The organism is Mycobacterium sp. NGS15, from assembly GCF_059813245.1.
Window position 1 is genome coordinate 871,049 of record NZ_JCALEF010000001.1, and the last position, 24,044, is coordinate 895,092.

Genomic DNA, 24,044 nt, shown 5'->3' on the forward strand with positions numbered 1-24,044 from the left:
AGGGGGTAGGCGAATGTTGGAGTCCGATGGCAGGGCATTACCGCTTTCGCGCGGACAATTGGATATCTGGCTTTCCCAGGAAAGCGGTCTTGTCGGTGCGGAGTGGCAGCTTGGCCTTTTGGTCCGAATCGAAGGAAAAGTAGAACGAGTTCTACTTGAGCAGGCCGTCCGTCAGGCAATCTGTGAAGCTGAACCGGCGCGGGCCGCCTTCCTTGAGGTCAATGGTCAGATCGTTCAGAGAGCGATTGACCATTCCGAGCTCGTGTTGGCCTTCCACGACGTGCGCGATTCAGAAGATCCTGTCGAGCACGCTCGCCGGATCGCCTCGTCGATCCAACGCACACCGATGCCTTTGACCGGTCAACTGCTGAAATTCGCGTTGATGCGGACTGCGGACGATGAGTACTACATGTTCGGGCTGTGCCATCACATCAACCTGGATGGCTTGGGCATGGCGATCGTGAGCCGCCGGATAGCATCGATCTACTCCGCGCTGGTCGCGGGCGATCCGATTCCCGACGCCTACTTCGGCACCCTGCAGGACCTGGTCGATCTGGAGACAGAGTACGAAGCGTCCGCCGACTACATAGAGGATCGAAACTACTGGAGTCGTAACCTTCCGCCGGACAGCGGGCTAGATCCTCGTCCGCCGCATGCCCATGAGGGCCATGAGGGCTACACACCGTCCGCGTCGGTTCAGATCGATGACGCCGTTGTGGATCAAATCAAAGACTTGACAAAGGCTTTGCGTGTTCGCCGGTACTCGGTTATCACGGCGGCCTGCGCGTTGTTGGTGCGCGGATGGTCCACGAGTGGTTCGGAAGTGGCGCTTGACTTTCCGGTGAGTCGACGTGTTCGGCCCGAGTCGAAGATGCTCCCAGGCATGCTGGCCGGCGTGGTGCCGCTAGTGCTCAGTGCTCCGCCGGAATCCACGGTCGCCGAATTCTGCCAGCACGTTGATGTACGCATTCGCGAACTGCTGAAGCATCAACGGTTCCCGGCGCATATTCTCGACGGCGGCGAATTCGGACTCCGGGGCCCCCGCCAGGCAGGAAATCGCGTCGCCATCAACTTCATTCCCATGCGACTCACCTTGGACCTCGCCGGCGTGCCTGCCACGGCGAGCTATACCAACCACGGCCCCATGGGGCACTTTGGACTCTTCTTTATCGGAGCCAGTGACCAACTACTTCTCAGCTCGTCGGGCGATGGGGAGCCGTTCGCCAACTTTGGAGTGCCGAATCTGGCGCTTCGGTTGCAGCGTCTGCTCTCGGAGATGGCCGCCGACCCGGAGCGTCGGCTTTCGTCGTTGGACTCGCTCCTCGGCGAGGAGCTCAGCGGACTGAACACGCTTGGCAACAGGGCCGCGTTGAGCGGTCCGGTCGGTGCACGCGTGTCGATTCCGGAGTTGTTTACGTCCCAGGTATCGGCCGATCCCGATGCCGCCGCGCTGACCTTCGGTGAGCGCACCCTGACGTATCGCGAGCTCGACGCGGCCGCCGACCGTCTGGCGAGTCGGCTGGTATCGCACGGCGTGGGTCCCGGCGATCGCGTGGTCCTGCTGTCGGATCGCTCTGCTGCGGCGGTCATTGGAATATTGGCCGTGCTGAAGGTGGGGGCGGCATACCTGCCGATCGACCCGGCAGTGCCCGCGTCGCGGCTGGAGTACATCCTCGGTGATGCGGCGCCGGTCGCCGCGATCACCACCACCGGGCTCAGGGCGCGGCTGGACAGTTTCGATCTCGCCATCATCGATCTCGATACCTCCGGGGCCGATACCGGAACCGATACGGTGCCCGTGGCCCCACCGCCCGGCCCCACTCCAGATGACATCGCCTACATCATCTACACCTCGGGCACCACTGGAGCCCCCAAGGGTGTTGCCGTCACACACCAGAACGTCACCCAGCTGATGTCCACGCTCGATGCGGGCCTGCCACACGGCGGCGTATGGCCGCTATGCCATTCGCTGGCATTCGATGTTTCGGTATGGGAGATCTGGGGCGCACTGCTGCGCGGTGGCAGGCTGGTGGTGGTACCCGAATCGATTACGGGCTCGCCGGTGGACTTCCATGATGTTTTGGTCGCCGAACAGGTCACCGTGCTGACGCAGACTCCGTCGGCCGTGACGATGCTTTCCCCGGACGGCCTGGAGTCCACGGCGCTTGCCGTGGTGGGTGAGGCATGCCCTCCGGCGGTCGTCGAGCGGTGGGCTCCGGGCCGGCTGATGATCAATGCGTACGGTCCGACCGAGACCACGATGTGCGTGGCGATCAGTGCTCCGTTGGTGGCAGGGGCGCCGGATTCCGTGGTTCCCATTGGCGCGCCCGTTCCCGGCGCAGCGCTGTTTGTGTTGGACACGTGGATGCAGCCGGTGCCGGCTGGCGTCGTTGGGGAACTGTATGTGGCCGGTGACGGTGTTGCCTGCGGATACATCGGTCGCTCCGACCTGACTGCCTCGCGCTTCGTGGCGTGCCCCTTCGGGCAGCCCGGTACACGCATGTACCGCACGGGCGACCTGGTGTCGTGGGGAGCTGATGGACAGCTGCAGTATCTGGGCCGCGCCGACGAGCAGGTCAAGATTCGCGGGTACCGCATTGAACTCGGTGAAGTCCAGGCCGCGTTGAGCGTGCTCGACGGGGTGGACCAGGCGGCGGCGATCGTCCGTGAGGACCGGCCCGGGGACAAACGCCTCGTCGGCTATGTCACGGGGACGGCCGACCCCGCCGACGTGCGCAGCACCTTGGCGAAACGTCTTCCGCCCTACATGGTTCCGGCTGCGGTGGTGGTGCTTGAGGCGTTGCCTTTGACGTCCAACAACAAACTGGACACCCGCGCGTTGCCGACTCCCGAATATGGCGGTCTGGGTGCTGACTACCGGGCCCCCGGTACTGCCGTCGAGGAGATCCTCGTCGGTGTCTACGCCCAGGTGCTCGGCGTTGATCGTGTCGGAGTCGACGATTCCTTCTTCGATCTGGGCGGTGACAGCATCCTCTCGATGCAGGTGGTCGCCCGTGCCCGGGCGGCGGGCGTGTTGTGCCGGCCGCGTGATGTCTTCATCGAGCAGACGGTGTCGCGGCTGGCCGCGGTCGTCGAAATCTCTGGCGGCGAAGCCGATGTGGTAGATGAAGGCCTCGGACCGGTGGAAGCCACGCCGATCATCCGCTGGCTGCACAGTGTGCAGGTTTCGGGGAGCCCGATCGACGAGTTCAACCAGACACTCGTGATCCAGGCACCTTCAGGTGTGTCCGAGGATGACGTGGTTGTTCTGCTGCAGGCTTTGCTGGATCGGCATGCCACCCTGCGGCTACGCGCCACGGACAATGACGGCGAGTGGTCACTGTTCGTCCCGGAAGCAGGGTCGGTAGATGCTCGTGATTGCCTACGCGTCGCCGAGGCCTTGTCGGGGGAGGCGTTGGTGGCGGCCCGTTCTCGACTGAACATTGCCACCGGATCGATGCTGAGCGCGGTGTGGATTCCCGGCACCGGACAGTTGGCGCTGGTGATTCACCACGTGGCTGTCGATGGAGTGTCATGGCGAATTCTGTTGGAAGACTTGAATATCGCGTGGGCACAGCACCACGGTGGAGCGAATGTCGAGCTGCCGTCCGGTGGGACGTCGTTCGGCCGCTGGTCCGCGCTGCTGTCCGAACATGCGCGGTCCACGGATGTGGTGGAGCAAGCGGATGCATGGAAAGAGGTACTGACTACACCTGCACGAGTGTCCGCAGTCCAGCCTGCCACCGACACGTACGCCAATGCCGGACGGCTATCACTGTCATTGGATGTCGAGACCACGCGCCAACTGCTCGGTGAGGTGCCCGCGGCGTTTCACGCTGGGGTGCAAGATATTCTGCTGATCGCCTTCAGTCTGGCCTGGAATGAATTCCTTGGCGCTGGGGGAGCGCCGATTGCATTCGACATCGAGGGGCACGGGCGCCAGGAGGAAATCGGCGAAGCCGTTCATCGCCGCATCGACTTGTCGCGCACGGTCGGGTGGTTCACCACCAAGTACCCGGCGTCATTGTCGACAGGCGAACTGTCGTGGGGGCAGGTGACAGCGGGTGAGGCTGCTCTCGGCCAGGTGGTCAAGGCAGCCAAGGAACAGCTGCGCGCTCTGCCCGACGGACTGACCTATGGTTTGCTGCGCTACCTGAACCCCGATATCGACCTGGAAGGTCCAGAGCCGACAATCGGTTTCAACTACCTCGGTCGCCTGGGCGCCGGGGCGGCCGAGCTCTCCGAAGATTTTTGGCGGATAAGCCAAGAGAGCCTATCGATGACCGATGTGGCTGCGGCGATTTCGATGCCGCTGGCCCACTCGGTGGAGCTCAACGCCGGGATCCTTGAGACACCTTCGGATACCGGGTCCGGTCCCGAGCTTCGGGCTAATTGGGCTTGGGCACCTTCAGCTTTGGACGCTAAGCAGGTTGATCAATTGAGCCGGTTGTGGTTCGAGGCTCTGGGTGGGATATGCGCTCACGTGCGTTCGGGTGGAGGCGGCCTGACGCCGTCCGATCTGGCGCCCGCACGCTTGACCCAGCAACAGATCGACACGTTGGTGCAGCAGTATGAGGTCGCCGATGTGCTTCCGCTTACCCCGTTGCAGCAAGGACTGCTCTTCCAGGCCGGTTTTGCCGAGGCCACGGGGGATTCGGTGGGTGATGACGTCTACGCGGTGCAGTTGGGTCTCACCGTGACCGGGCCCTTGGACGCGGATCGCCTGCGTGACGCGGTGTACACGGTGGTCCGCCGCCATCCGAATCTGGCCGCCCGCTTCAGTGAGGAGTACGGCGAGCCTGTTCAGATCATTTCCGCGGAGCCTGTCATCGCTTGGCGGCATGTCGAATTGGTCGGCGATATCGATCAGCAGGTTGAGCAGCTGTGTGCGGCCGAGCGTGCGGCGGCCTGCCGGATTTTCGCCGAGCCGGTCTTCCGGGCGGCACTGATCTCGGGGCTCGGTGGTCCTGCGGAGAACCGGCACCGGCTTGTCCTGACCGCTCACCACATCGTGATCGATGGCTGGTCGTTGCCGATTTTGCTACAGGAGATCTTCGGTGCCTACTACGGGCAGCGTCTCCCCTCAGCCGCACCGTACCGAAACTTCGTCACCTGGCTGGCGGGGCAGGATCGCGTTGCGGCGCAATCGGCATGGGGTGCCGCGCTCGACGGTTTCGAGACCCCCACACTGGTGGGCACGCTTGCTTCGGCGGGTCGTCGTGGAGTCGAGTCCTATCGGCTGCCGGAGCACATCACCCGCTCGCTATCCGAGCTGGCGCGTGCGCAGCGCACGACCGTGAACACGGTGCTGCAGGCCGCGTGGGCCCAAGTGCTGACCTGGTTGACCGGCCATCACGATGTCGCGTTCGGCACCGCCGTGTCGGGGCGCCCCGCCGACTTGGCCGGGGCCGACTCGATGGTTGGCCTGTTGATCAACACGGTGCCGGTGCGCGCAAACATCACCGCGGCGACCACCGTCGCCGATCTGCTGGATCAGTTGCAACGCACTCACAACCACACTGTCGAGCACGAGCACTTGGCGCTCAACGAGATTCACCACGCGATCGGTCTCGACAGACTTTTCGACACTCTGTTCGTGTACGAGAACTACCCGATCGACGTCGGCGCGCAGTTGGGTGTGCAAGATCTGGCGATCACCGACTTCAGCAGCCGCGAGTACAACCATTACCCGCTCTCTGTCGTGGCCATGCCGGGACACGAGTTGGGCTTGCGTGTCGAATTCGATACCGATGTCTTCGAATTGGCGGCGATCGAGACCATCGTTGACAGGCTGCGGCAGGTGCTGACGGCCATGACCACCGACCCGGCCACGCGGTTGTCTTCCATCGATCTACTCGACGCCGGCGAACACGATCGGTTGGACACGTGGGGTAACCGCGCAGTGCTGACCCGGCCGGAACTGGCATTGACCTCGATCCCGGCACTCTTCGCCGCACAGGTCGCGCGCGCACCGGAGGCAGTCGCGATCACCTGTGGTGAACGTTCCTGGACTTATGGCGAATTGGATGCGACCGCCAACAGATTGGCGAACCATTTGGTGGCCAGTGGCGCCCGTTCGGGTGAGCGGGTGGCGTTACTGCTTCCTCGTACGGGCGAGGCGATCGCGGCAATTCTGGCCGTGCTCAAGACCGGAGCGGCGTATCTGCCCATCGATCCCGCACACCCCGACTCCCGGGTGCAGTTCGTGCTTAGGGATGCGGCACCGGTTGCCGCGGTCACGACGGCGGACCTGTTGCCGCGGCTCGACGGATCCGGGATTTCCGCGATTGATATCAACGATCCCGCCGTGGATCGACAGTCCGACACCGCATTACCTGGCCCCGCGGTGGACGACATCGCCTACATCATCTACACGTCGGGAACCACCGGTGCTCCCAAGGGTGTGGCGGTTACCCACCGCAACGTAGCCCAGCTGTTGGAATCGCTGGACGCAGAGCTGGATTTGGGACAGGTCTGGACACAATGCCACTCCCTGGCGTTCGACTACTCCGTATGGGAAATCTGGGGTGCGCTGCTGTACGGCGGGCGGCTGCTCATCGTGCCGGATGCGGTTGTGCGCTCCCCAGAAGACCTGCACGCCATGCTTGTCAGCGAAGAGGTCAGCGTCCTGAGTCAGACTCCTTCGGCCTTCTACGCGTTGCAAACCGCAGATGCGCTGCAGCCCGAGGTGGGACAGCAGCTGAAGCTGCAGACGGTGGTCTTCGGTGGAGAGGCACTTGAACCACAGCGTCTCTCGTCATGGTTCGACAGCCACCCCGGGCTGCCGCGGATGATCAATATGTATGGCATCACCGAGACGACAGTGCACGCCTCCTTCCGGGAGATCGACAGCGGCGACCTAGGCAGCAATAGCAGCCCGATCGGCGTGCCGTTGGAGCATCTCGCCTTCTTCGTGCTGGACGGCTGGTTGCGCCAGGTGCCGGTAGGTGTCGTCGGTGAGTTGTATGTGGCCGGGTCCGGCCAGGCGAGCGGGTATCTGGGACGTTCGGACCTGACGACAACACGTTTTGTCGCATGCCCATTCGGGGCGCCCGGGTCGCGGATGTACCGCACCGGAGACCTGGTGCAGTGGGGTGAGGACGGCCAGCTGCGGTACGTGGGGCGCGCCGACAAGCAGGTGAAGATCCGTGGGTACCGCATCGAACTCGGTGAGGTCCACGCGGCACTGGCCCGCGTGGATGGCGTGGATCAAGCGGCGGTGATCGCACGCGAGGACCGGCCCGGCGATAAGCGGTTGGTGGGTTACATCACCGAATCGATCACGGGGACTTTGGATCCCGCTGCGGTGCGTTCCGTCTTGGCCGAGCGACTGCCCGCGTACATGGTGCCCGCGGCCGTCGTGGTGTTGGAGGCCCTGCCGTTGACGGTCAACGGCAAGCTCGACACTCGCGCGCTGCCGGCGCCCGAGTACCAGGACGCCGACCACTACCGGGCGCCCGAGGACGCCGTCGAGGAGATCTTGGCCGGCATCTACGCCCAAGTGCTCGGAGTAGAACAGATCGGTGTCGACGATTCATTCTTCGACCTTGGCGGGGATAGCATCTCGTCGATGCAGGTGGTGGCCCGCGCCCGCGCTGCTGGTCTGTTGTTGCGGCCGCGCGACATCTTCGTCGAGCAGACCGTATCGCGGTTGGCTCAGGTAGCGGTATTCGCCGACGGAGCGACGGCCGTCGTCGACGCGGGCACAGGTCCGGTGGTGGCCACGCCGATCATCCGTTGGCTGCGTGGGCTTGGTGGCAAGGTCGACGAGTTCAATCAGACCGTGGTGCTGCAAGCTCCCGAGGGAGTTACCGACGACGATGTGGTCGTCGTGCTGCAGGCCCTGTTGGATCGGCACGCCACGCTGAGGCTTCGCGCCGAAGACACCGGTGGTGATTGGTCGCTTCTGGTGCCGGAGGCAGGGGCGGTGGACGCAGGCGATTGCCTGCTTGCCGTGGACGCGTTGACGGACGAGGCGCTCTATCAAGCTCGGTCGCGACTGAATCCCGCTACCGGTTCGATGCTGAGCGCACTGTGGGAGCGCGGCAGCCGTCGACTGGTGCTGATCGTTCACCACCTGGCGGTGGACGCAGTGTCATGGCGAATTCTGTTGGAAGACTTCAATATCGCTTGGGCGCAGCATCACGGTGGACAACCGGTGGAGCTGCCGTCTGGAGGAACGTCATTTGCCCGATGGGCGACACTGCTCGACCAGCACGCGCGTTCTGCCGACGTGGTGGCGTTGGCCGACGCCTGGCGCCAGGTCGAGGCCATCCCGGCTTCGTTGCCGTCTGCCCACCCCACGATGGACACCTACGTCAGTGCGGGACAGTTGTCGGTATCGCTGGACGCTGACCTCACCCGCGAGTTGTTGGGTGAGGTGCCGGCCGCCTACCACGCTGGAGTCCAGGACATCCTGCTGATCGCTTTCGCCTTGGCGTGGAACGAGTTTCTCGGTTCCGGCGGCGCGCCGATCGGAATCGATGTGGAAGGCCATGGCCGCGACGAAGAACTGGGCGGAACCCCGGAGCGAGACATTGATCTGTCTCGCACCGTGGGCTGGTTCACCAGCAAGTATCCGGTGTCGTTGGCAGTCGGCGAACTGTCGTGGGCACACGTGGTTGCCGGCGATTCCATGCTGGCTCCCATCATCAAGGACGCCAAGGAACAGCTACGCGCCCTGCCCGACGGATTGACCTACGGGCTGTTGCGGTACCTGAACCCTGACGTGGATGTCGCGGGACCGGACCCGGCGATCGGGTTCAACTACCTGGGCCGGCTTGGCGCTGGGGGTGCCGATCTCTCCGAAGATTTATGGCGGATCGACCCAGGCGGTGTGTCGATCACCGCCGCGGCGACATCGGTACCGACTCCGTTGGGGCACACCGTCGAGCTCAATGCCGGCGTGATGGAAGGTGCTGGACCCGACTCCGGTCGCTTGCACGCGACATGGACCTGGGCGCTGTCGGCTTTGAGCCACGACCAGGTCGACAAGATCAGTCGGCTCTGGTTCGACGCGCTGGCCGGGATCTGCTCGCATGTGCGCTCGGGTGGCGGCGGCCTGACTCCGTCCGATGTCGTTCCGGCGCGGCTGAGCCAGCGACAGATCGACCAGTTGCATGAGGAATATCAGATCGCAGATGTCTTGCCGCTGACTCCGCTGCAGCAGGGGCTGCTGTTCCACTCGAATCTGGCACCGGATGCGATGGAGGGCAGTGACGACCTGTATGCGGTGCAGCTCGATGTGACTTTGAGCGGTCCCCTCGATCCGAAGCGGCTCGAGGAGGCCGTGCACACCGCGATCAAACGTCGCCCGAATGTTGTTGCCACGTTCTACGAGGAGTTCGGCGAGCCGGTGCAGCTCATTCCGGCCGACCCAGAACTGGCATGGCAGTACATCGAGCTCGACGCGGACGGTGGCGTGGATGTCGAGCAGCGGGTCGAGCGGCTTTCCGCCGCGGAGCGGGCCGCGGTCTGCGACCTGGCCGCGCAACCGGCGTTCCGGGCCGCGCTGGCCCGGACCGGGGAGGACCAGTACCGCTTCCTGGTCACCAATCACCACATCGTGCTGGATGGATGGTCAAAGCCGATCCTGCTGCAGGAGATCTTCGCGAGTTATTTCGGCGAACGTCTGCCGGCGCCGGTGGCGTATCGCAGGTTTGTGACGTGGCTGTCCGGCCAGGACAACAGCACCGCACGCGCGGCCTGGGGCAAGGTCTTCGAAGGTTTCGAGACCCCGACCCTGGTGGGGCCCCCGGGCCGAATGGTGCTGGGGCGGCGAGGGGTCGAGTCCTTTGTGGTGTCTGCCGAGACCACCCAGGCGCTCGCGGAGCTCGCTCGCTCCTGCCGCACCACGGTCAGCACGGTGCTGCAGGCCGCATGGGCCCAACTGCTGATGTGGCTGACCGGGCAGACCGATGTCGCGTTCGGTACTGCGGTATCGGGCCGACCGACCGATCTGGTCGGGGCGGAATCAATGGTGGGGCTGTTGATCAACACGGTGCCGGTCCGCGCGACCATCACCTCGGCTACCACTATCGCCGACTTGTTGAACCAGCTGCAGGGCGCCTACGGGGACACACTGGAGCATCAGCACTTGGCGCTCAATGAGATTCACCATGCCGTCGGGCATGATCAGCTGTTCGACACAATGTTCGTCTACGAGAATTACCCCATCGACACGGCCGCGCTATCGCGTGTGCATGAATTGTCTATTACCGGGTTCAGTAATCGTGAGTACAACCACTACCCGCTTGCGGTGCAAGCCACCCCGGGCCACGAGCTGGGGCTCCGCGTCGAATTTGACACCGATGTCTTCAACGCTGTCCGAATTGGAAAGTTGGTCAAGAGGTTCCAGCGCGTGCTGGAGGCCATGACATCCGATGTCAAAGGGAAGAAGAAGGAGCCCTCATGAGCGCCGATCCCACCCGGACTTTGTTGTCGATGGATCTTCTCGACGACGACGATCACGACCGACTCGACGAGTGGGGTAACCGGGCGGTGCTCACGGAGCCCACCGCCGAACCCGTCTCGATCCCGGTGCTGTTCGCGGTCCAGGTGGAGCGGGCGCCGGAGACCGTCGCGCTGGTGTGCAGGGACAGGTCCTGGACCTATCGCGAGCTGGATCAGGTCACGAACCGTATTGCCCACCTGCTGGCGGGCAATGGCGCCGGTCCGGGAGAGGTTGTCGGGCTGCTGGTTCCGCGCTCGGGCGAGGCGATCATCGGGCTTTTGGCAGTGCTCAAGACCGGGGCTGCCTATTTGCCGATCGACGCGGCCCACCCCGACGAGCGCATCAAGTTCATGGTCTCGGATGCGGGGCCGGTAGCGATCCTCACCACGGCTGACTTGAGCTCACGCTTCGACGGACTCGATGTGCGGGTGATCGAAATCGACGACCCCCTCATTGATGGCCAGCCCAGTTCCGCGCTCTCCGTGCCGGAACCCGATGACCTCGCATACATGACCTACACCTCGGGTACCACCGGCGTTCCCAAAGCTGTTGCGGTCACCCATCACAACGTCACCCAGTTGGTGGACGCGGTGCGCGCCGATCTGCCGGCCGGGCCCGGTCATGTTTGGTCACAATGGCATTCGTTGGTCTTCGACGTTTCGGTGTGGGAGATCTGGGGCGCGCTATTGCACGGTGGACGCCTGGTGGTGGTGCCAGAATCGATCGCGTCTTCACCGGATGAACTCCACGAGTTGTTGATCAGTGAGAAGGTCAGCGTCCTGTGCCAAACCCCTTCGGCGGCAGGGATGTTATCTCCCGAACGGCTGGAGTCGACGACGCTCATCGTCGCCGGTGAGGCGTGCCCGACAGAACTGGTGGATCGGTGGGCCACCAGCGGACGAACGATGATCAATGCCTACGGTCCGACCGAGGCCACTATTTACGCGGCGATGAGTGGACCGCTGCGGCCGGGGTCGGATGTGGCACCGATCGGTTCGCCGGTTCCCGGTGCGGCGCTGTTCGTTTTGGACAAGTGGCTGCGGCCTGCACCCGAAGGCGTGGTAGGCGAGCTCTATGTTGCCGGTAACGGGGTTGCGCCCGGTTATGCGCACCGATCCGGATTGACCGCATCGCGGTTCCTCGCCTGCCCATTCGGTGGGCCGGGCTCGCGGATGTACCGCACCGGCGATCTGGTGCAGTGGGGTGAAGACGGCCAGCTGCAGTACCTGGGCCGCGCAGATGAGCAGGTGAAGATTCGCGGGTATCGGATCGAGCTAGGCGAGATTCAGGCCGCACTCGCGCGCCTGGACGGAGTGGAGCAGGCGGTGGTGATCGCCCGCGAGGACCGCCCCGGCGACAAGCGCCTCGTCGGGTACATCATGGGGAGCGCCGATCCGGTCGAGGCCCGCACCGCGCTCGCGGAAAGGCTGCCGGCATACATGGTTCCGGCCGCGGTGGTGGTGCTGGAAACGCTGCCGTTGACGGTAAACGGCAAGTTGGACAAGCGCGCCCTGCCCGCACCCGAATACCGCACCGTCGGTACGGATTACCGTGCACCGTCCGGGCCGGTCGAGAAGATCTTGGCCGATATCTATGCCCAGGTTCTCGGAGTGGACCGCGTGGGCGTCGACGAGTCGTTCTTCGATCTCGGTGGCGACAGCATTCTGTCGATGCAGGTGGTGTCGCGAGCGCGGGCGGCCGGGGTGTTGTGCCGGCCACGTGACATCTTCGTCGAGCAGACCGTCAGTGGGGTGGCAGCGGTGGCCTCCCTCTCGGACGGCCAGGCCGGTGTCGTAGACGAGGGCATCGGCCCGGTATCGGCGACCCCGATCATGCACTGGCTGCACGGCGTGCAAGGTCCCACCGACCAGTTCAACCAGACGATCGTCCTGCAGGCCCCGGTCGGGGTGGCTGAGGAGGACGTTGTTGTCGTGCTGCAGGCGCTGCTGGACCGGCATGCCACCCTGCGGCTGCGTGCCGAGGACGACGGTGCCTCTGAGACCGGGGTGTGGTCACTCTCCGTTCCGGAGAAGGGTGCGGTGAACGCGCGTGATCGCCTGCGTGTTGCCGAGACCTTGTCGGACGCGGAGCTGGTGGCAGCTCGTGCTCAGCTGAATCCGGCCACGGGATCTGAGCTGAGCGCGGTGTGGGTGCCCGATACCCGGCAGTTGGCCCTGATGATCCACCACCTGGCAGTGGATGGCGTGTCGTGGCGAATTCTCTTGGAAGACTTGAATATTGCCTGGGCGCAGCATCATGGTGGGCAACCGGTGGAGTTGCCCACAGGAGGCACCTCGTTCGCTCGCTGGGCCTCGCTGCTCGACGAGCATGCGCATGCCCCTGCGGTGATCGCAACGGCCGACGCCTGGCGAGAGGTGACAGCGGTTCCCGCGGCGTTGCCCGCGGTGCTCCCCGGGCTGGACACCTACGCCACCGCCAAGACGTTGTCCGTGTCGCTCGATGCCGAGACCACCCGGGAGCTGCTGAGTGAGGTTCCGGCGGCTTTTCACGCTGGGGTGCAAGACATTTTGCTGATCGCGTTCGGATTGGCCTGGAACGAATTCCTGGACTCCAATGTGGCGTCGGTTGGCATCGGAGTCGAGGGCCATGGGCGTCACGAGGAATTGGCGGGCGATATCGACCTATCGCGTACCGTCGGCTGGTTCACCACCAAGTACCCGGTGGCGCTGAGTGTCGGGGGTCTGTCCTGGCCGGAAATTTCCAGCGGGGCTGCCGAATTGGGGCCAATCATCAAGGGCGCCAAGGAGCAATTGCGGGCGCTTCCCGATCCGTTGACCTACGGATTGTTGCGCTACCTGAACCGTGATGTGGACCTGGCGGTGCCGGAACCAGTCATCGGATTCAACTACCTCGGGCGCCTCGGCGCCGGTGCCGCGGATCTCACGGACGAACTGTGGCGGATCAACGAGGACAGTTTGACCTCAACCAGCGTGGCTTCGTCGGTGTCCATGCCGCTGATGTACACGGTGGATCTCAATGCCGGAATCGTGGAGGGCGGGCTCGGCGATGAGTCCGGCGCACATCTGCGAGCCGGCTGGACATGGGCACCCTCATCGGTCACCGAGCCGCAGGTGCAGCGGCTGAGTCAGCTGTGGTTCGAGGCCCTTGCCGGGATCTGCGCGTATGTGCGCGGTGGCGGCGGCGGGTTGACCCCGTCCGATATCGCTCCGGCACAGCTGAGTCAACAGCAGCTCGACGAGCTGCATGAGCAGCACGACATTGTCGACGTCCTCCCACTGACACCCATTCAGCAGGGTCTGCTCTTCCACACCACCTTCGCACGGTCGGCGGGGGTACTGGACGACGACGCAGCCGGGGTCGACTTCTACGCGGTGCAACTCGACATCACGGTGACCGGTCTCGTCGACCAGATCAGGCTCCGCGACGCGGTTCACGCTGTGGTCCGCCGTCATCCCAACCTGGCGGCCCGATTCTGCACACAGTTCGGAGACCCGGTACAGGTGATTCTCGCCGAACCGGTGATCGCATGGCGATACCTCGACCTTCGTGGGGATGACCTGACTCCCGACGAGGAGATTGAGCGGCTCTGCGCGGCAGAGCGTGCCGCGGTCTGCGATCTTGCCGATCGACCGACGCTGCGCGCGGCGTTGATTCGCACGGAGGGGAACAAACACCGGTTCGTGCTGACGTTCCACCACGTCGTGATTGATGGCTGGTCGTTGCCGATTCTGCTGCAGGAGATCTTCGCGAGCTACTTCGGCCAGCGGCTCCCGGCGCCATCCTCGTACCGCAATTTCGTCAGTTGGCTGGCAGAGCAGGATCGAGACGCTGCGCGAGAGGCATGGCGCGAGGTGCTGGCCGGTTTCGACACCCCCACGCTTGTAGCTCCGCCCGCACCTCCGGGCGGCAGGGGAGTCGAGTCCTATCGGGTGTCGGCCGAGACCACACAGGCCCTTGCCGATCTCGCGCGGTCTCAGCACACCACGATCAGCACGGTGTTACAGGCCGCGTGGGCACAGCTGCTCATGGTGGTGACCGGACAGCAGGACGTCGCGTTCGGTACGGCGGTGTCGGGGCGGCCCGCAGAGCTTGCCGGATCCGACTCGATCGTGGGTCTTCTCATCAACACGGTGCCGGTCCGGGCGCGTGCCACCGCGACCACCACAGTCGCCGAGTTGTTGGGGCAGTTGCAGAGTGCCCATAACGACACCATCGAGCACGAGCATCTGGCACTCAACGATATCCACCACATCACGGGCCACGAGCAACTGTTCGACACGCTCTTCCTGTACGAGAGCTATCCGATTGACACCAGCGCGTTCGCAGGCGTGCAGGAGCTGGCCATCACCGAGTTCGTCACCCGCGAGTACAACCACTACCCCCTGTCGGTGATGGCACTACCGGGTCATGAGCTGGGTATCCGCGTCGAGTTCGACACCGACAAGTTTGGTGCGGCCGATATCGAGGCCGTGTTCGAGCGGTTCGAGCGGGTGCTGACTTCCATGGTTGCCGATGCCTCGCAACGACTCTCGTCACTGGATGTGCTGAAGACCAGTGAGCACGAACAGCTCGATGGCTGGGGCAACCGCAAGGTGTTGGCGCGGGGAACGGCGCCGGTGTTGTCCATCCCGGAGGCGTTCGCCGAGCAGGTCGATCGTGCCCCGGAGGCGGTGGCGCTGACATTCGAGGGCCGCTCGGTCACCTATGGTGAGCTCGACGAGGCAGCCACGCGATTGGCGAATTTACTGGCGATCTACGGTGCCGCTCCGGGGGAGTCGGTGGCGCTGTTGATGCCCCGCTCCGACGACGCGATTGTGGCGATCCTCGCGATTCTCAAGACCGGAGCGTCGTATCTGCCGATCGATCCCTCGGTACCAGATACGCGACTGGAGTTCATGCTGTCCGATGCCGTGCCGATCGCGGCCGTCACGACCGCCGAGCTGCGCGGGCGGTTCGACGGGTCCGGAGTCTCGGTGGTCCAGTTCGACGATGCCGAGGACGATCCCACCGGCGCCATCTACGGCCATGCGCCATTGCTCACTCCGGCACCTGATGACGTTGCGTACACGATTTACACCTCGGGAACCACGGGCGTCCCCAAGGGCGTGGCCATCGCACACGGCAATGTGACTCAGGCACTTCAATTTCCGCTTACTCACATGCCTACGGGGCCGGGTGAGGTGTGGACGCAGGCGGGCTCCCTGGTCTTCGACATCACCGTGTGGGAGATCTTTGGGGCACTGCTGCATGGTGGCCGATTGGTGGTTGTTCCGGATTCGGTCGTTCGGTCGCCGGACGATTTCCGCGATCTGCTGATCCGTGAAAAGGTCACCGTTTTGTTCCAAACTCCGTCGGCGGTGGGGATGTTGTCGCCCGAGGGACTGGACGGTATGACGTTGATCGTCGCCGGTGAAGCCTGCCCTACCGAAGTGGTGGACAAGTGGGCGCCCGGGCGGGTAATGATCAACGGCTACGGTCCGACGGAGACGACGATCTATGCCACGTTTGGTGAGTTGATCGCCGGATCGGGTGTGGTACCGATTGGTGTTCCGGTACCCGACGCCGGGTTGTTCGTGTTGGACAGGTGGATGCGGCCGGTGCCACCGGGTGTGGTCGGCGAGTTGTACGTGGCTGGATTCGGTGTTGGCCTCGGTTATGTGGGCCGCTCGGCGCTGACTGCGGCGCGGTTCACGGCGTGCCCGTTCGGGGAGCCGGGGGCGCGTATGTACCGCACCGGGGACTTGGTGCGGTGGGGTGTCTCAGGGGCGTCAATCGGGCAGCTTGAGTACCTGGGCCGGGCCGACGAGCAGGTCAAGATCCGCGGTTTCCGCATCGAGCTCGGTGAGATTCAGGCAGCCCTTGCCGACCTGGACGGGGTGGAGCAGGCGGCGGTGATCGCCCGCGAGGACCGTCCCGGCGACAAGCGCCTGGTCGGGTATTTCATTGGGGCCGGTGAGCCTGCCGAGCTGCGCAGTTCATTGGCCAAGCGGCTGCCGCCCTACATGGTGCCGGCCGCGGTGGTGAAGCTGGAGGCGTTGCCGCTGACGGTCAACGGCAAGCTCGATAAGCGCGCGCTCCCCGTGCCCGAGTACGACGACGCGGCCCGCTACCGCGCTCCGGCCAATGCGGTGGAGGAGACACTCGCCGGCATCTACGCGCAGGTACTCGGCGTAGAGCGGGTCGGGACCGACGATTCATTCTTTGATCTGGGTGGGGACTCGATCTCCGCCATGCGGGTGGTTGCCGCGATCAACACGTCGCTCGATGCTCAGCTGGCGGTGAGAACCTTGTTCGAGGCGCCGTCGGTGCGAAGCCTGAGCGTGTATTTGGACGGCGCCGCAGGCTCCGCGAGCAGCGGGCCGACCTATGCATCCGTGCATGGGCTCGGCGCCTCGGAGGTAAGGGCCAGTGACCTGACCCTGGACAAGTTCATCGATGAGGCAACGCTGCAGTCGGCTCCGACGTTGCCGCGCGCCGATGCGAGGCCACGGACGGTGCTGCTGACGGGAGCGACTGGCTTCCTGGGGCGCTACCTCGTGCTGCAATGGCTCAAGGAGTTGGAGCAGGTCGATGGCACGCTGATTTGCCTGGTGCGTGCCAAGTCCGACGAAGATGCCCGACGCCGTCTCGATAGCACCTTCGACAGCGGCGACGCGGAATTGATCCGGGTTTACGAAACACTCGCCGTGGACCGGCTGCAGGTGATCGCCGGTGACAAGGCTGAACCAGGCCTCGGCCTGGATGAAGAGACCTGGCAACGGCTGGCCGGTACCGTCGACCTGATCGTCGATTCGGCGGCATTGGTCAATAGCGTGCTGCCCTACAGCGAGCTGTTCGGACCCAATGTGGTTGGCACGGCGGAACTGATCCGGTTCGCGTTAACCACGAAGCTCAAGCCGTACACGTTCGTCTCGACGGCGGACGTCGGTCGAGAAATCGAGAAATCGACCTTCGTCGAGGATGCCGATATCCGGCTCATCAGCGCCATTCGCCCTTCCGATGGGAGCTACGCGAACGGCTACGGCAACAGCAAATGGGCCGGCGAGGTGCTGCTTCGCGAGGCCCACGAGCAGGTTGGCTTGCCGGTCAGGGTGTTCCGTTCGGGCATGATCATGGTCGGCACCAGCTACGCGGGCCAGGTGAACGCCTCTGACACGGTCGCACGGATGGTGCTGAGCATTGTCGCCACCGGAGTCGCGCCCCACTCCGTTTACCGACTCGCCGACGACGGGAGTCGTCAGCGCGCGCACTTCGACGGGCTACCGGTGGAATTCGTTGCCGAGGCGATCACCACGCTGGGCGGGACGGCGGCGGGCTCGTCCCCTGGGTCGTTCACGGGATTCGAGACCTATCACGTGATGAACCCGCATGATGACGGCATCGGGATCGACGAGTACGTCGACTGGTTGATCGAGGCCGGGCACCCGATTGAACGCATCAGCGATTTCAGCGAGTGGGTCACGCGGTTCGAGCAAGGCCTGCACGCTTTGCCGGATCATCAACGTCAAGGATCCGTGTTGCAGATGCTGAAGATCTTGCAGGACCACGGATGGGACGGGAAGCCGCCGGATCCTTCCCGGGGATCCATGGCTCCGGCGGACCGATTCCAGGCCGCGGTACGCGAGGCGCAAATAGGTTCCGGTCACGACATTCCACAAGTCTCGGCGCCGATCATCGCCAAATATGCGAGTGACTTGCGATTGCATGGATTGCTTTAGCGTGCGAGAAATGGTCGGGGTCGCAACGCAAGCTGTTTCATGATGGCTAACTTATTTGATCTGCCTTCTGCCGGAGTGATTAGCCTTCTCACGAATGTACGCAGCGTAATTCATGGCATTTCTGCTGGCGCTGCCATTCGCGAGCAAACAGAGTAGGGTTACCGATATGTGGCGCGAACTGTTGGGGTTGGCATTTTTGATGTCACTCAATCCGGTGCTGCTCGGACTGATTTTGGTAGTGATCTCCCGCCCTCGGCCGGTGCAAAATCTCCTGGCGTTCTGGGTTGGTGCGTTGATCGTGAATGTGCCGTCCTTCCTTGTTGCGCTTTTCGCATTGCATCTCGTACCGAGTTTTGCGTCCTTCGCGAAGAACCTTGCGACGGCGGAGCCGGGCTCGTCCGTCAAGCCTCTCCAACTGGGAACAGGGGTGCTGTGCATCGTGGCGGCCGTTTTTATCGCGGCGCGTCTTCGGTCGCGCAGGCGAGAGAATCAGCCGGTGGCCGCCGGCACGGGCGGAGATTCGTCGGTTCTGGTACTAGATCCGGAGGATTCGACGCCCGAACCTCGGCCGGTTGGCCGTATCAGAGGTGCGATTGGTGTCGTGGTGTCGAAGTTGCGGCGTCTCCTCCATCATGGCAAGGGTGCCTGGGAGAACGGTGCGCTCTGGGTCGCGCTGGTGCTCGGCATCGGATACATGCCGCCGCCTCCGTTGGTCCTGCTCGTCGACACCATCATCGTCGGCTCGGGAACCGCAATGGGCACGCAAGTTCTGGCTGCCGTCGTTTTCGTCTTCGCGATGCTTGCCGTTTTCGAGGTAGCGCTCATCAGCTACGTGATCGCTCCGGCGAGAACTCAAGCGGTACTCGAACCAGTCCACAACTGGGCCCTCGCCCACCGGCAGCTGGTGCTGCTCGTCCTTTTCGCGGTGGTCGGGGTCTGGCAACTGCTGACCGGTGTAGGCATCGTCTAACGTCAGCTGCCCCGGAACGTCTTTCGGTAGTGGGTAGGACTCATCCACGTGGGTATCCATCATCTTCTACGGACCGGATTGGGTGGCTGCCGTTCCGCCGACCATTGCGCTGTGCCGTGACTACTTCGGTGAACACACGCCGGTAGCGTTCGGCTGGGTCTTCGCCTCTCGTCAGCTGATGAGCATGTCGAGGTAGATCACGTTGACCAAGATGTGAATGGCTATCGGAGCCCAGATATTTCGATACCGGCTCCATAGGTAGCCCTGCATAACGCCGAACGTTCCTTGGACCGCCACGATCGTCGCGAGGTCCACGGCCAACGTGTTGACCTGTACATGTGAGGCAATGTGCATCGCGGCGAAGAGGACCGACGACGCCGCGATGGCCGGCCAACGGCCAACCAGTGATTCCAGCCGGGTCTGCAGAAACCCGCGGTAGAACACCTCCTCAAGCACGCCCGCCGTCAGCAGTGTGATCAGGGAAGCCACGGCGATCGTGACAGGATCGGGCAGACCCGCCAGGGAGACGGCCGGCGGCGCGAGCGGGCCGAGTCGAGCCACCGCGATCCATGCGACGACCGGAACGATCGGCGCCAGCAGACGGGTGCGGTCCAATCGGGTAGTCCACCGCGCCTTTGGCGCCTGCGGTGCACCGCCGCGGAAGACGCGGAACGCCAGCAGCGGAATCACCAGGAACATCAGTACCTTGATTGGGCTGTACACGGCATCCCGCGGTATCCCGGTCGCCGCCGCCGCGACGACGAGAGCGGGGAATGCAACGGCCGCACCTATGAGCACCCACACTTCGCGGGTGAGGCGCTCTCGATCGATGTCAGCGAGCGGGTCTATTGCTGCCAGACGTACGGGCACCAGGCGGATGAGCAGCAGCACCATCAGGGACGAGGTCAACGGCATCCATAGCGGATACGGCTGGGCCCCCTTGTCCGAGGAGAACTGGACGGCAGTGTGCCCCGTGATCACGAGCCCGCCTATGGAGATCGTGAACAGCAGGCCGGCGGCCGCGAGCAGCGCTCTGCCGCCCCAACTGTCGGGGCCCGCCCGGGTGGTCACCACCAGATGATCGTATGGCCCGAAGACGGGCTCCTTGTCTGGCCGCGCCCGAACATTGTGAGATCGATTGGGTACCAGTCGAATGCGCCGTGACATGCCGTCGATAGCTGGTCTGTTGCGGTTATGGGACCATGACTTTCGGGGAATGCGCGGTTGACGCGCTCTCTGTCGTGCCGGGAGTCGGCGTGGCCTCGCGAAAGGATCGTTCCGTGAGTACCGAACCGAGCACTGGCCTCGACAAAGACATGATGCCCGTGCCGCACGCGCATCCCCATGTCTACGAGGGTCGTTGGCCCGTTCGCATCGCCGACGTCGACAAGGACGGGCGTTTACGGCTGGACGGGGCCGCCCGGCATATCCAGGACATCGGGCAGGACCACCTGCGCGGGGTGGAGGCCGAGGAGACCCACCCGCACTGGGTTGTCCGCCGCACCATGATCGACGTGATCAAGCCCATCGATTTCAGGGAGGCGCTGTGGCTGCGCCGCTGGTGCTCGGCCACGTCCAATCGGTGGTGCCAGATGCGGGTACGGCTCGACGGTCGCGAGGGGGGACTGGTGGAGTCCGAGGCATTCTGGATTCACGTCAGCCGCGAAACCCAGGGGCCGGCACGTATCGAAGACGACTTCCTGGCCACCGTCGCCTCGACCACGGATGTGGACCGGTTGCGGTGGAAGCCCTACAACAAGCCCGGTAGCCGGGACACCGCGACCGATATCCGGGACTTCCCGGTGCGGTTCACCGACATGGATCTGTTCGACCACATGAACAATTCCGTTTACTGGAGCATCGTGGAGGATCACCTCTCCAGGGAGACCGAGACCCGGACCGCACCCTATCGGGTCAGCCTCGAGCACGACTCCGCGGTTTCGCTAGGGGACAAGCTCGAGATCATCACCAACGTCTACGAGGACGGAACCGAGTTCGGCGTCCCCGGTCGCGGTGTTACAACGCTCACATATGTCGTTGGCGACGAGGTGAAGGCTCTCGCCTCGATATTCGCTCGATAACTAGACACGGCGTCGGCCGTTTAACAGTACGAGCGTTCTGAACAGGGGATTGTTGGTTACCGGCCGGTAGCAACAGTACGAGCGTACGATTAGCCGCTTCGCAAGGTTGGCAATAGCTCGTTAATACCTAGCGAAAATTGGCATTGGGAACGGGTGGACCTGCGCATATGGTCTGTGACATCGTCGTAACAGTCAACGCAGTGAACGTGCCTGAGCGTTAACAATCTGTCTGCGACAGCCAAACGTCAGGCAAGTAACAGAGGAGCACCAATGTCGAATGTCGGCAAGCCGCGCACCGCGGCCGAAATCCAGCAGGACTGGGACACCAACCCTCGCTGGAAGGGCATCACCCGCGACTACACCGCCGCCCAGGTCGAGGAGCTGCAGGGCAGCGTCGTCGAGGAGAACACCCTGGCCCGCCGTGGCGCGGAAATCCTGTGGGAAGGCGTCACCAAGGGTGACGACTCGTACATCAACGCGCTGGGCGCGCTGACCGGCAACATGGCCGTGCAGCAGGTCCGTGCCGGCCTCAAGGCCATCTACCTGTCCGGTTGGCAGGTCGCCGGCGACGCGAACCTCTCCGGTCACACCTACCCGGACCAGAGCCTGTACCCGGCCAACTCGGTGCCGGCCGTTGTTCGCCGCATCAACAACGCCCTGCTGCGTGCCGATGAGATTGCCCGCGTCGAGGGTGACACCAGCGTCGACAACTGGCTTGTGCCGATCGTCGCTGACGGCGAGGCCGGCTTCGGTGGCGCGCTGAACGTCTACGAGCTGCAGAAGGCCATGATCGCCGCGGGTGCCGCCGGTACCCACTGGGAAGACCAGCTGGCCTCGGAGAAGAAGTGCGGCCACCTCGGTGGCAAGGTGCTGATCCCCACCCAGCAGCACATCCGCACCCTGACCTCGGCTCGCCTTGCAGCTGATGTCGCGGGCACCCCGACCGTCGTCATCGCTCGTACCGACGCCGAGGCCGCCACCCTGATCACCTCGGACGTGGACGACCGCGACAAGCCGTTCGTCACCGGTGAGCGCACCACCGAGGGCTTCTACAACATCCAGAAGGGCATCGAGCCCTGTATCGCGCGTGCCAAGGCCTACGCCCCGTACGCCGACATGATCTGGATGGAGACCGGTGTGCCGGACCTCGAGGTCGCCCGTAAGTTCGCCGAGGCCGTCAAGGCTGACTTCCCGGACCAGCTGCTGTCCTACAACTGCAGCCCGTCCTTCAACTGGAAGCAGGCCCTGGACGACTCGACCATCGCCAAGTTCCAGAAGGAACTGGGTGCCATGGGCTTCACGTTCCAGTTCATCACCCTGGCCGGCTTCCACGCCCTGAACTACTCGATGTTCGACCTGGCCTACGGCTACGCCCGCGAGGGCATGACGGCCTACGTCGACCTGCAGGAGCGCGAGTTCGCGGCTGAGGCTCGTGGCTACACTGCCACCAAGCACCAGCGTGAGGTCGGCGCCGGCTACTTCGACCGGATCGCCACCACCGTGGACCCGAACACCTCGACCGCGGCGCTGAAGGGCTCGACCGAAGAGGGTCAGTTCCACTGAGCCGGTAGGCGACGTGGAGAAGTTCAACCTGAGCCACCAAGCCTGCTCTAGCCGGGCAATGCGCCCACGTCAAGACTCTCGGTGTGACCCACTGAGTTGACAGCACAGGCCCCGCCCACGTATCCCGTTGGGCGGGGCCTGTGTGCTGGAAAGTCAAAACTAACAACGATGTTCAGGAGTAGTACGAAGATGACGGATGGAATCACGCGCGTAGGAGTTATCGGCGCTGGACAGATGGGCGCGGGTATCGCCGAGGTGTCGGCACGTGCCGGTGTCGACGTGCTGGTCTTCGAGACCACCTCCGAGCTGGCACAGGCTGGCGAAGGCCGGATCCGTAAGTCGCTGGACCGCGGCGTCTCCGCCGGGAAGATCACCGAGCGTGAGCGCGATGCCGCCGTCGCCAACCTGAAGTTCACCACCGACCTGACCGACTTCTCCGATCGCCAGCTCGTCATCGAGGCCGTCGTCGAGGACGAGTCCATCAAGGCCTCGATCTTCGCCAAGCTCGACGAGGTGATCACCGATCCCGATGCGGTTCTCGCGTCGAACACCTCCAGCATCCCGATCATGAAAATTGCTGCGGCAACCAAAAATCCGGGCCGCGTGCTCGGACTGCACTTCTTCAACCCAGTACCCGTGCTGCCGCTCGTCGAGCTGATTTCGACGCTGGTGACCACGCCCGAGGCCACCGCGCGCACGGAGGCCTTCGCCAGTGGGGTACTGGGCAAGCAGGTCGTGCGTGCCGCCGACCGATCGGGCTTCGTGGTCAACTTCTTGCTGGTTCCGTACCTGCTAGCAGCCATCCGGATGGCCGAATCCGGTTTTGCCACAGTCGAAGACATCGACAAGGCCGTCGTGGCGGGACTTTCGCATCCGATGGGCCCGCTGCGGTTGTCGGACCTCGTCGGTCTCGACACCTTGAAGCTCATCGCAGACTCGATGTACGACGAGTACAAAGAGCCGTTGTATGCGGCCCCGCCGCTGTTGCTCCGGATGGTCGAGGCCGGGCGCCTCGGTAAGAAGAGCGGTATCGGGTTCTACGAGTACAAGGCCAAGTAAGCCACTGCACTGCGGGAGGGCACGCCATATGCACAAATCTCAGCTCGATTGTGTGCGTACGACGTGCCCTCGGCGCGTTCGGCGATAGGTCGGCGCATGGCCGCAGGAAATGTCAGTGTGCCCATTTCTCTTGACCAAGATCGCCAGGGGTGGTTAATTCAGACAGCAAAGTGGCACGCCCCGGTATTCGCGAGCGAGGGGTTCGGGGCGTTCACTTG

The 24,044-nt window shown here is 63.9% G+C and carries 7 protein-coding genes and 1 pseudogene; 7 read left to right on the forward strand and 1 reads right to left on the reverse strand.

Annotated features, from left to right (window positions below):
- Window positions 1-13: 13 nt before the first annotated feature.
- The 4 genes and pseudogenes from AC5Y5C_RS04080 to AC5Y5C_RS04095 all read left to right on the forward strand — a co-directional run.
- The gene (locus AC5Y5C_RS04080; protein ID WP_499969189.1) at window positions 14-10,414 is read left to right on the forward strand and encodes an amino acid adenylation domain-containing protein; all 10,401 of its coding nucleotides are present in this window, start codon (window positions 14-16) and stop codon (window positions 10,412-10,414) included.
- A complete protein-coding gene (locus AC5Y5C_RS04085; RefSeq protein WP_499969191.1) occupies window positions 10,411-18,153 on the forward strand; it encodes a non-ribosomal peptide synthetase in 7,743 nt (2,580 codons plus the stop codon). The genes AC5Y5C_RS04080 and AC5Y5C_RS04085 overlap by 4 nt, the downstream gene beginning before the upstream one ends.
- 166 nt (window positions 18,154-18,319) lie before the next feature.
- On the forward strand, window positions 18,320-19,123 hold the full coding sequence (locus tag AC5Y5C_RS04090) for a GAP family protein (protein ID WP_499969193.1): 804 nt from the start codon (window positions 18,320-18,322) through the stop codon (window positions 19,121-19,123).
- A gap of 37 nt (window positions 19,124-19,160) precedes the next feature.
- Window positions 19,161-19,301, forward strand: a pseudogene (locus tag AC5Y5C_RS04095) (MFS transporter); the annotation flags it as partial.
- Here AC5Y5C_RS04095 and AC5Y5C_RS04100 read toward each other — a convergent pair.
- The gene (locus tag AC5Y5C_RS04100; RefSeq protein WP_499969194.1) at window positions 19,295-20,290 is read right to left on the reverse strand and encodes a CPBP family intramembrane glutamic endopeptidase; all 996 of its coding nucleotides are present in this window, start codon (window positions 20,288-20,290) and stop codon (window positions 19,295-19,297) included. The pseudogene AC5Y5C_RS04095 and the gene AC5Y5C_RS04100 overlap by 7 nt on opposite strands.
- 149 nt (window positions 20,291-20,439) lie before the next feature.
- Here AC5Y5C_RS04100 and AC5Y5C_RS04105 point away from each other — a divergent pair, with 149 nt between their 5' ends.
- The 3 genes from AC5Y5C_RS04105 to AC5Y5C_RS04115 all read left to right on the forward strand — a co-directional run bounded on the left by AC5Y5C_RS04105 (window position 20,440) and on the right by AC5Y5C_RS04115 (window position 23,826).
- On the forward strand, window positions 20,440-21,204 hold the full coding sequence (locus AC5Y5C_RS04105; RefSeq protein WP_499969371.1) for an acyl-ACP thioesterase domain-containing protein: 765 nt from the start codon (window positions 20,440-20,442) through the stop codon (window positions 21,202-21,204).
- Window positions 21,205-21,474: 270 nt separating this feature from the next.
- Entirely contained in the window at window positions 21,475-22,767 is a 1,293-nt protein-coding gene (gene aceA, locus AC5Y5C_RS04110; protein WP_499969195.1) for an isocitrate lyase, read from the forward strand.
- Between the two features lie 189 nt (window positions 22,768-22,956).
- Window positions 22,957-23,826 carry a 3-hydroxybutyryl-CoA dehydrogenase gene (locus AC5Y5C_RS04115; protein ID WP_499969196.1) on the forward strand — a complete coding sequence of 290 codons (870 nt, stop codon included), beginning with the start codon at window positions 22,957-22,959 and terminating at the stop codon, window positions 23,824-23,826.
- The last annotated feature ends 218 nt before the right edge of the window (window positions 23,827-24,044 follow it).

What these genes read in the sequence shown, in the direction of transcription:
- aceA (WP_499969195.1), top strand. Translation starts at nt 21,475, where the DNA reads ATGTCGAATGTCGGCAAGCCGCGCACCGCGGCCGAAATCCAGCAGGAC.
- AC5Y5C_RS04115 (WP_499969196.1), top strand. Translation starts at nt 22,957, where the DNA reads ATGACGGATGGAATCACGCGCGTAGGAGTTATCGGCGCTGGACAGATG.
- AC5Y5C_RS04085 (WP_499969191.1), top strand. Translation starts at nt 10,411, where the DNA reads ATGAGCGCCGATCCCACCCGGACTTTGTTGTCGATGGATCTTCTCGAC.
- AC5Y5C_RS04080 (WP_499969189.1), top strand. Translation starts at nt 14, where the DNA reads ATGTTGGAGTCCGATGGCAGGGCATTACCGCTTTCGCGCGGACAATTG.
- AC5Y5C_RS04100 (WP_499969194.1), bottom strand. Translation starts at nt 20,290, where the DNA reads ATGTCACGGCGCATTCGACTGGTACCCAATCGATCTCACAATGTTCGG.
- AC5Y5C_RS04090 (WP_499969193.1), top strand. Translation starts at nt 18,320, where the DNA reads ATGTGGCGCGAACTGTTGGGGTTGGCATTTTTGATGTCACTCAATCCG.
- AC5Y5C_RS04105 (WP_499969371.1), top strand. Translation starts at nt 20,440, where the DNA reads ATGATGCCCGTGCCGCACGCGCATCCCCATGTCTACGAGGGTCGTTGG.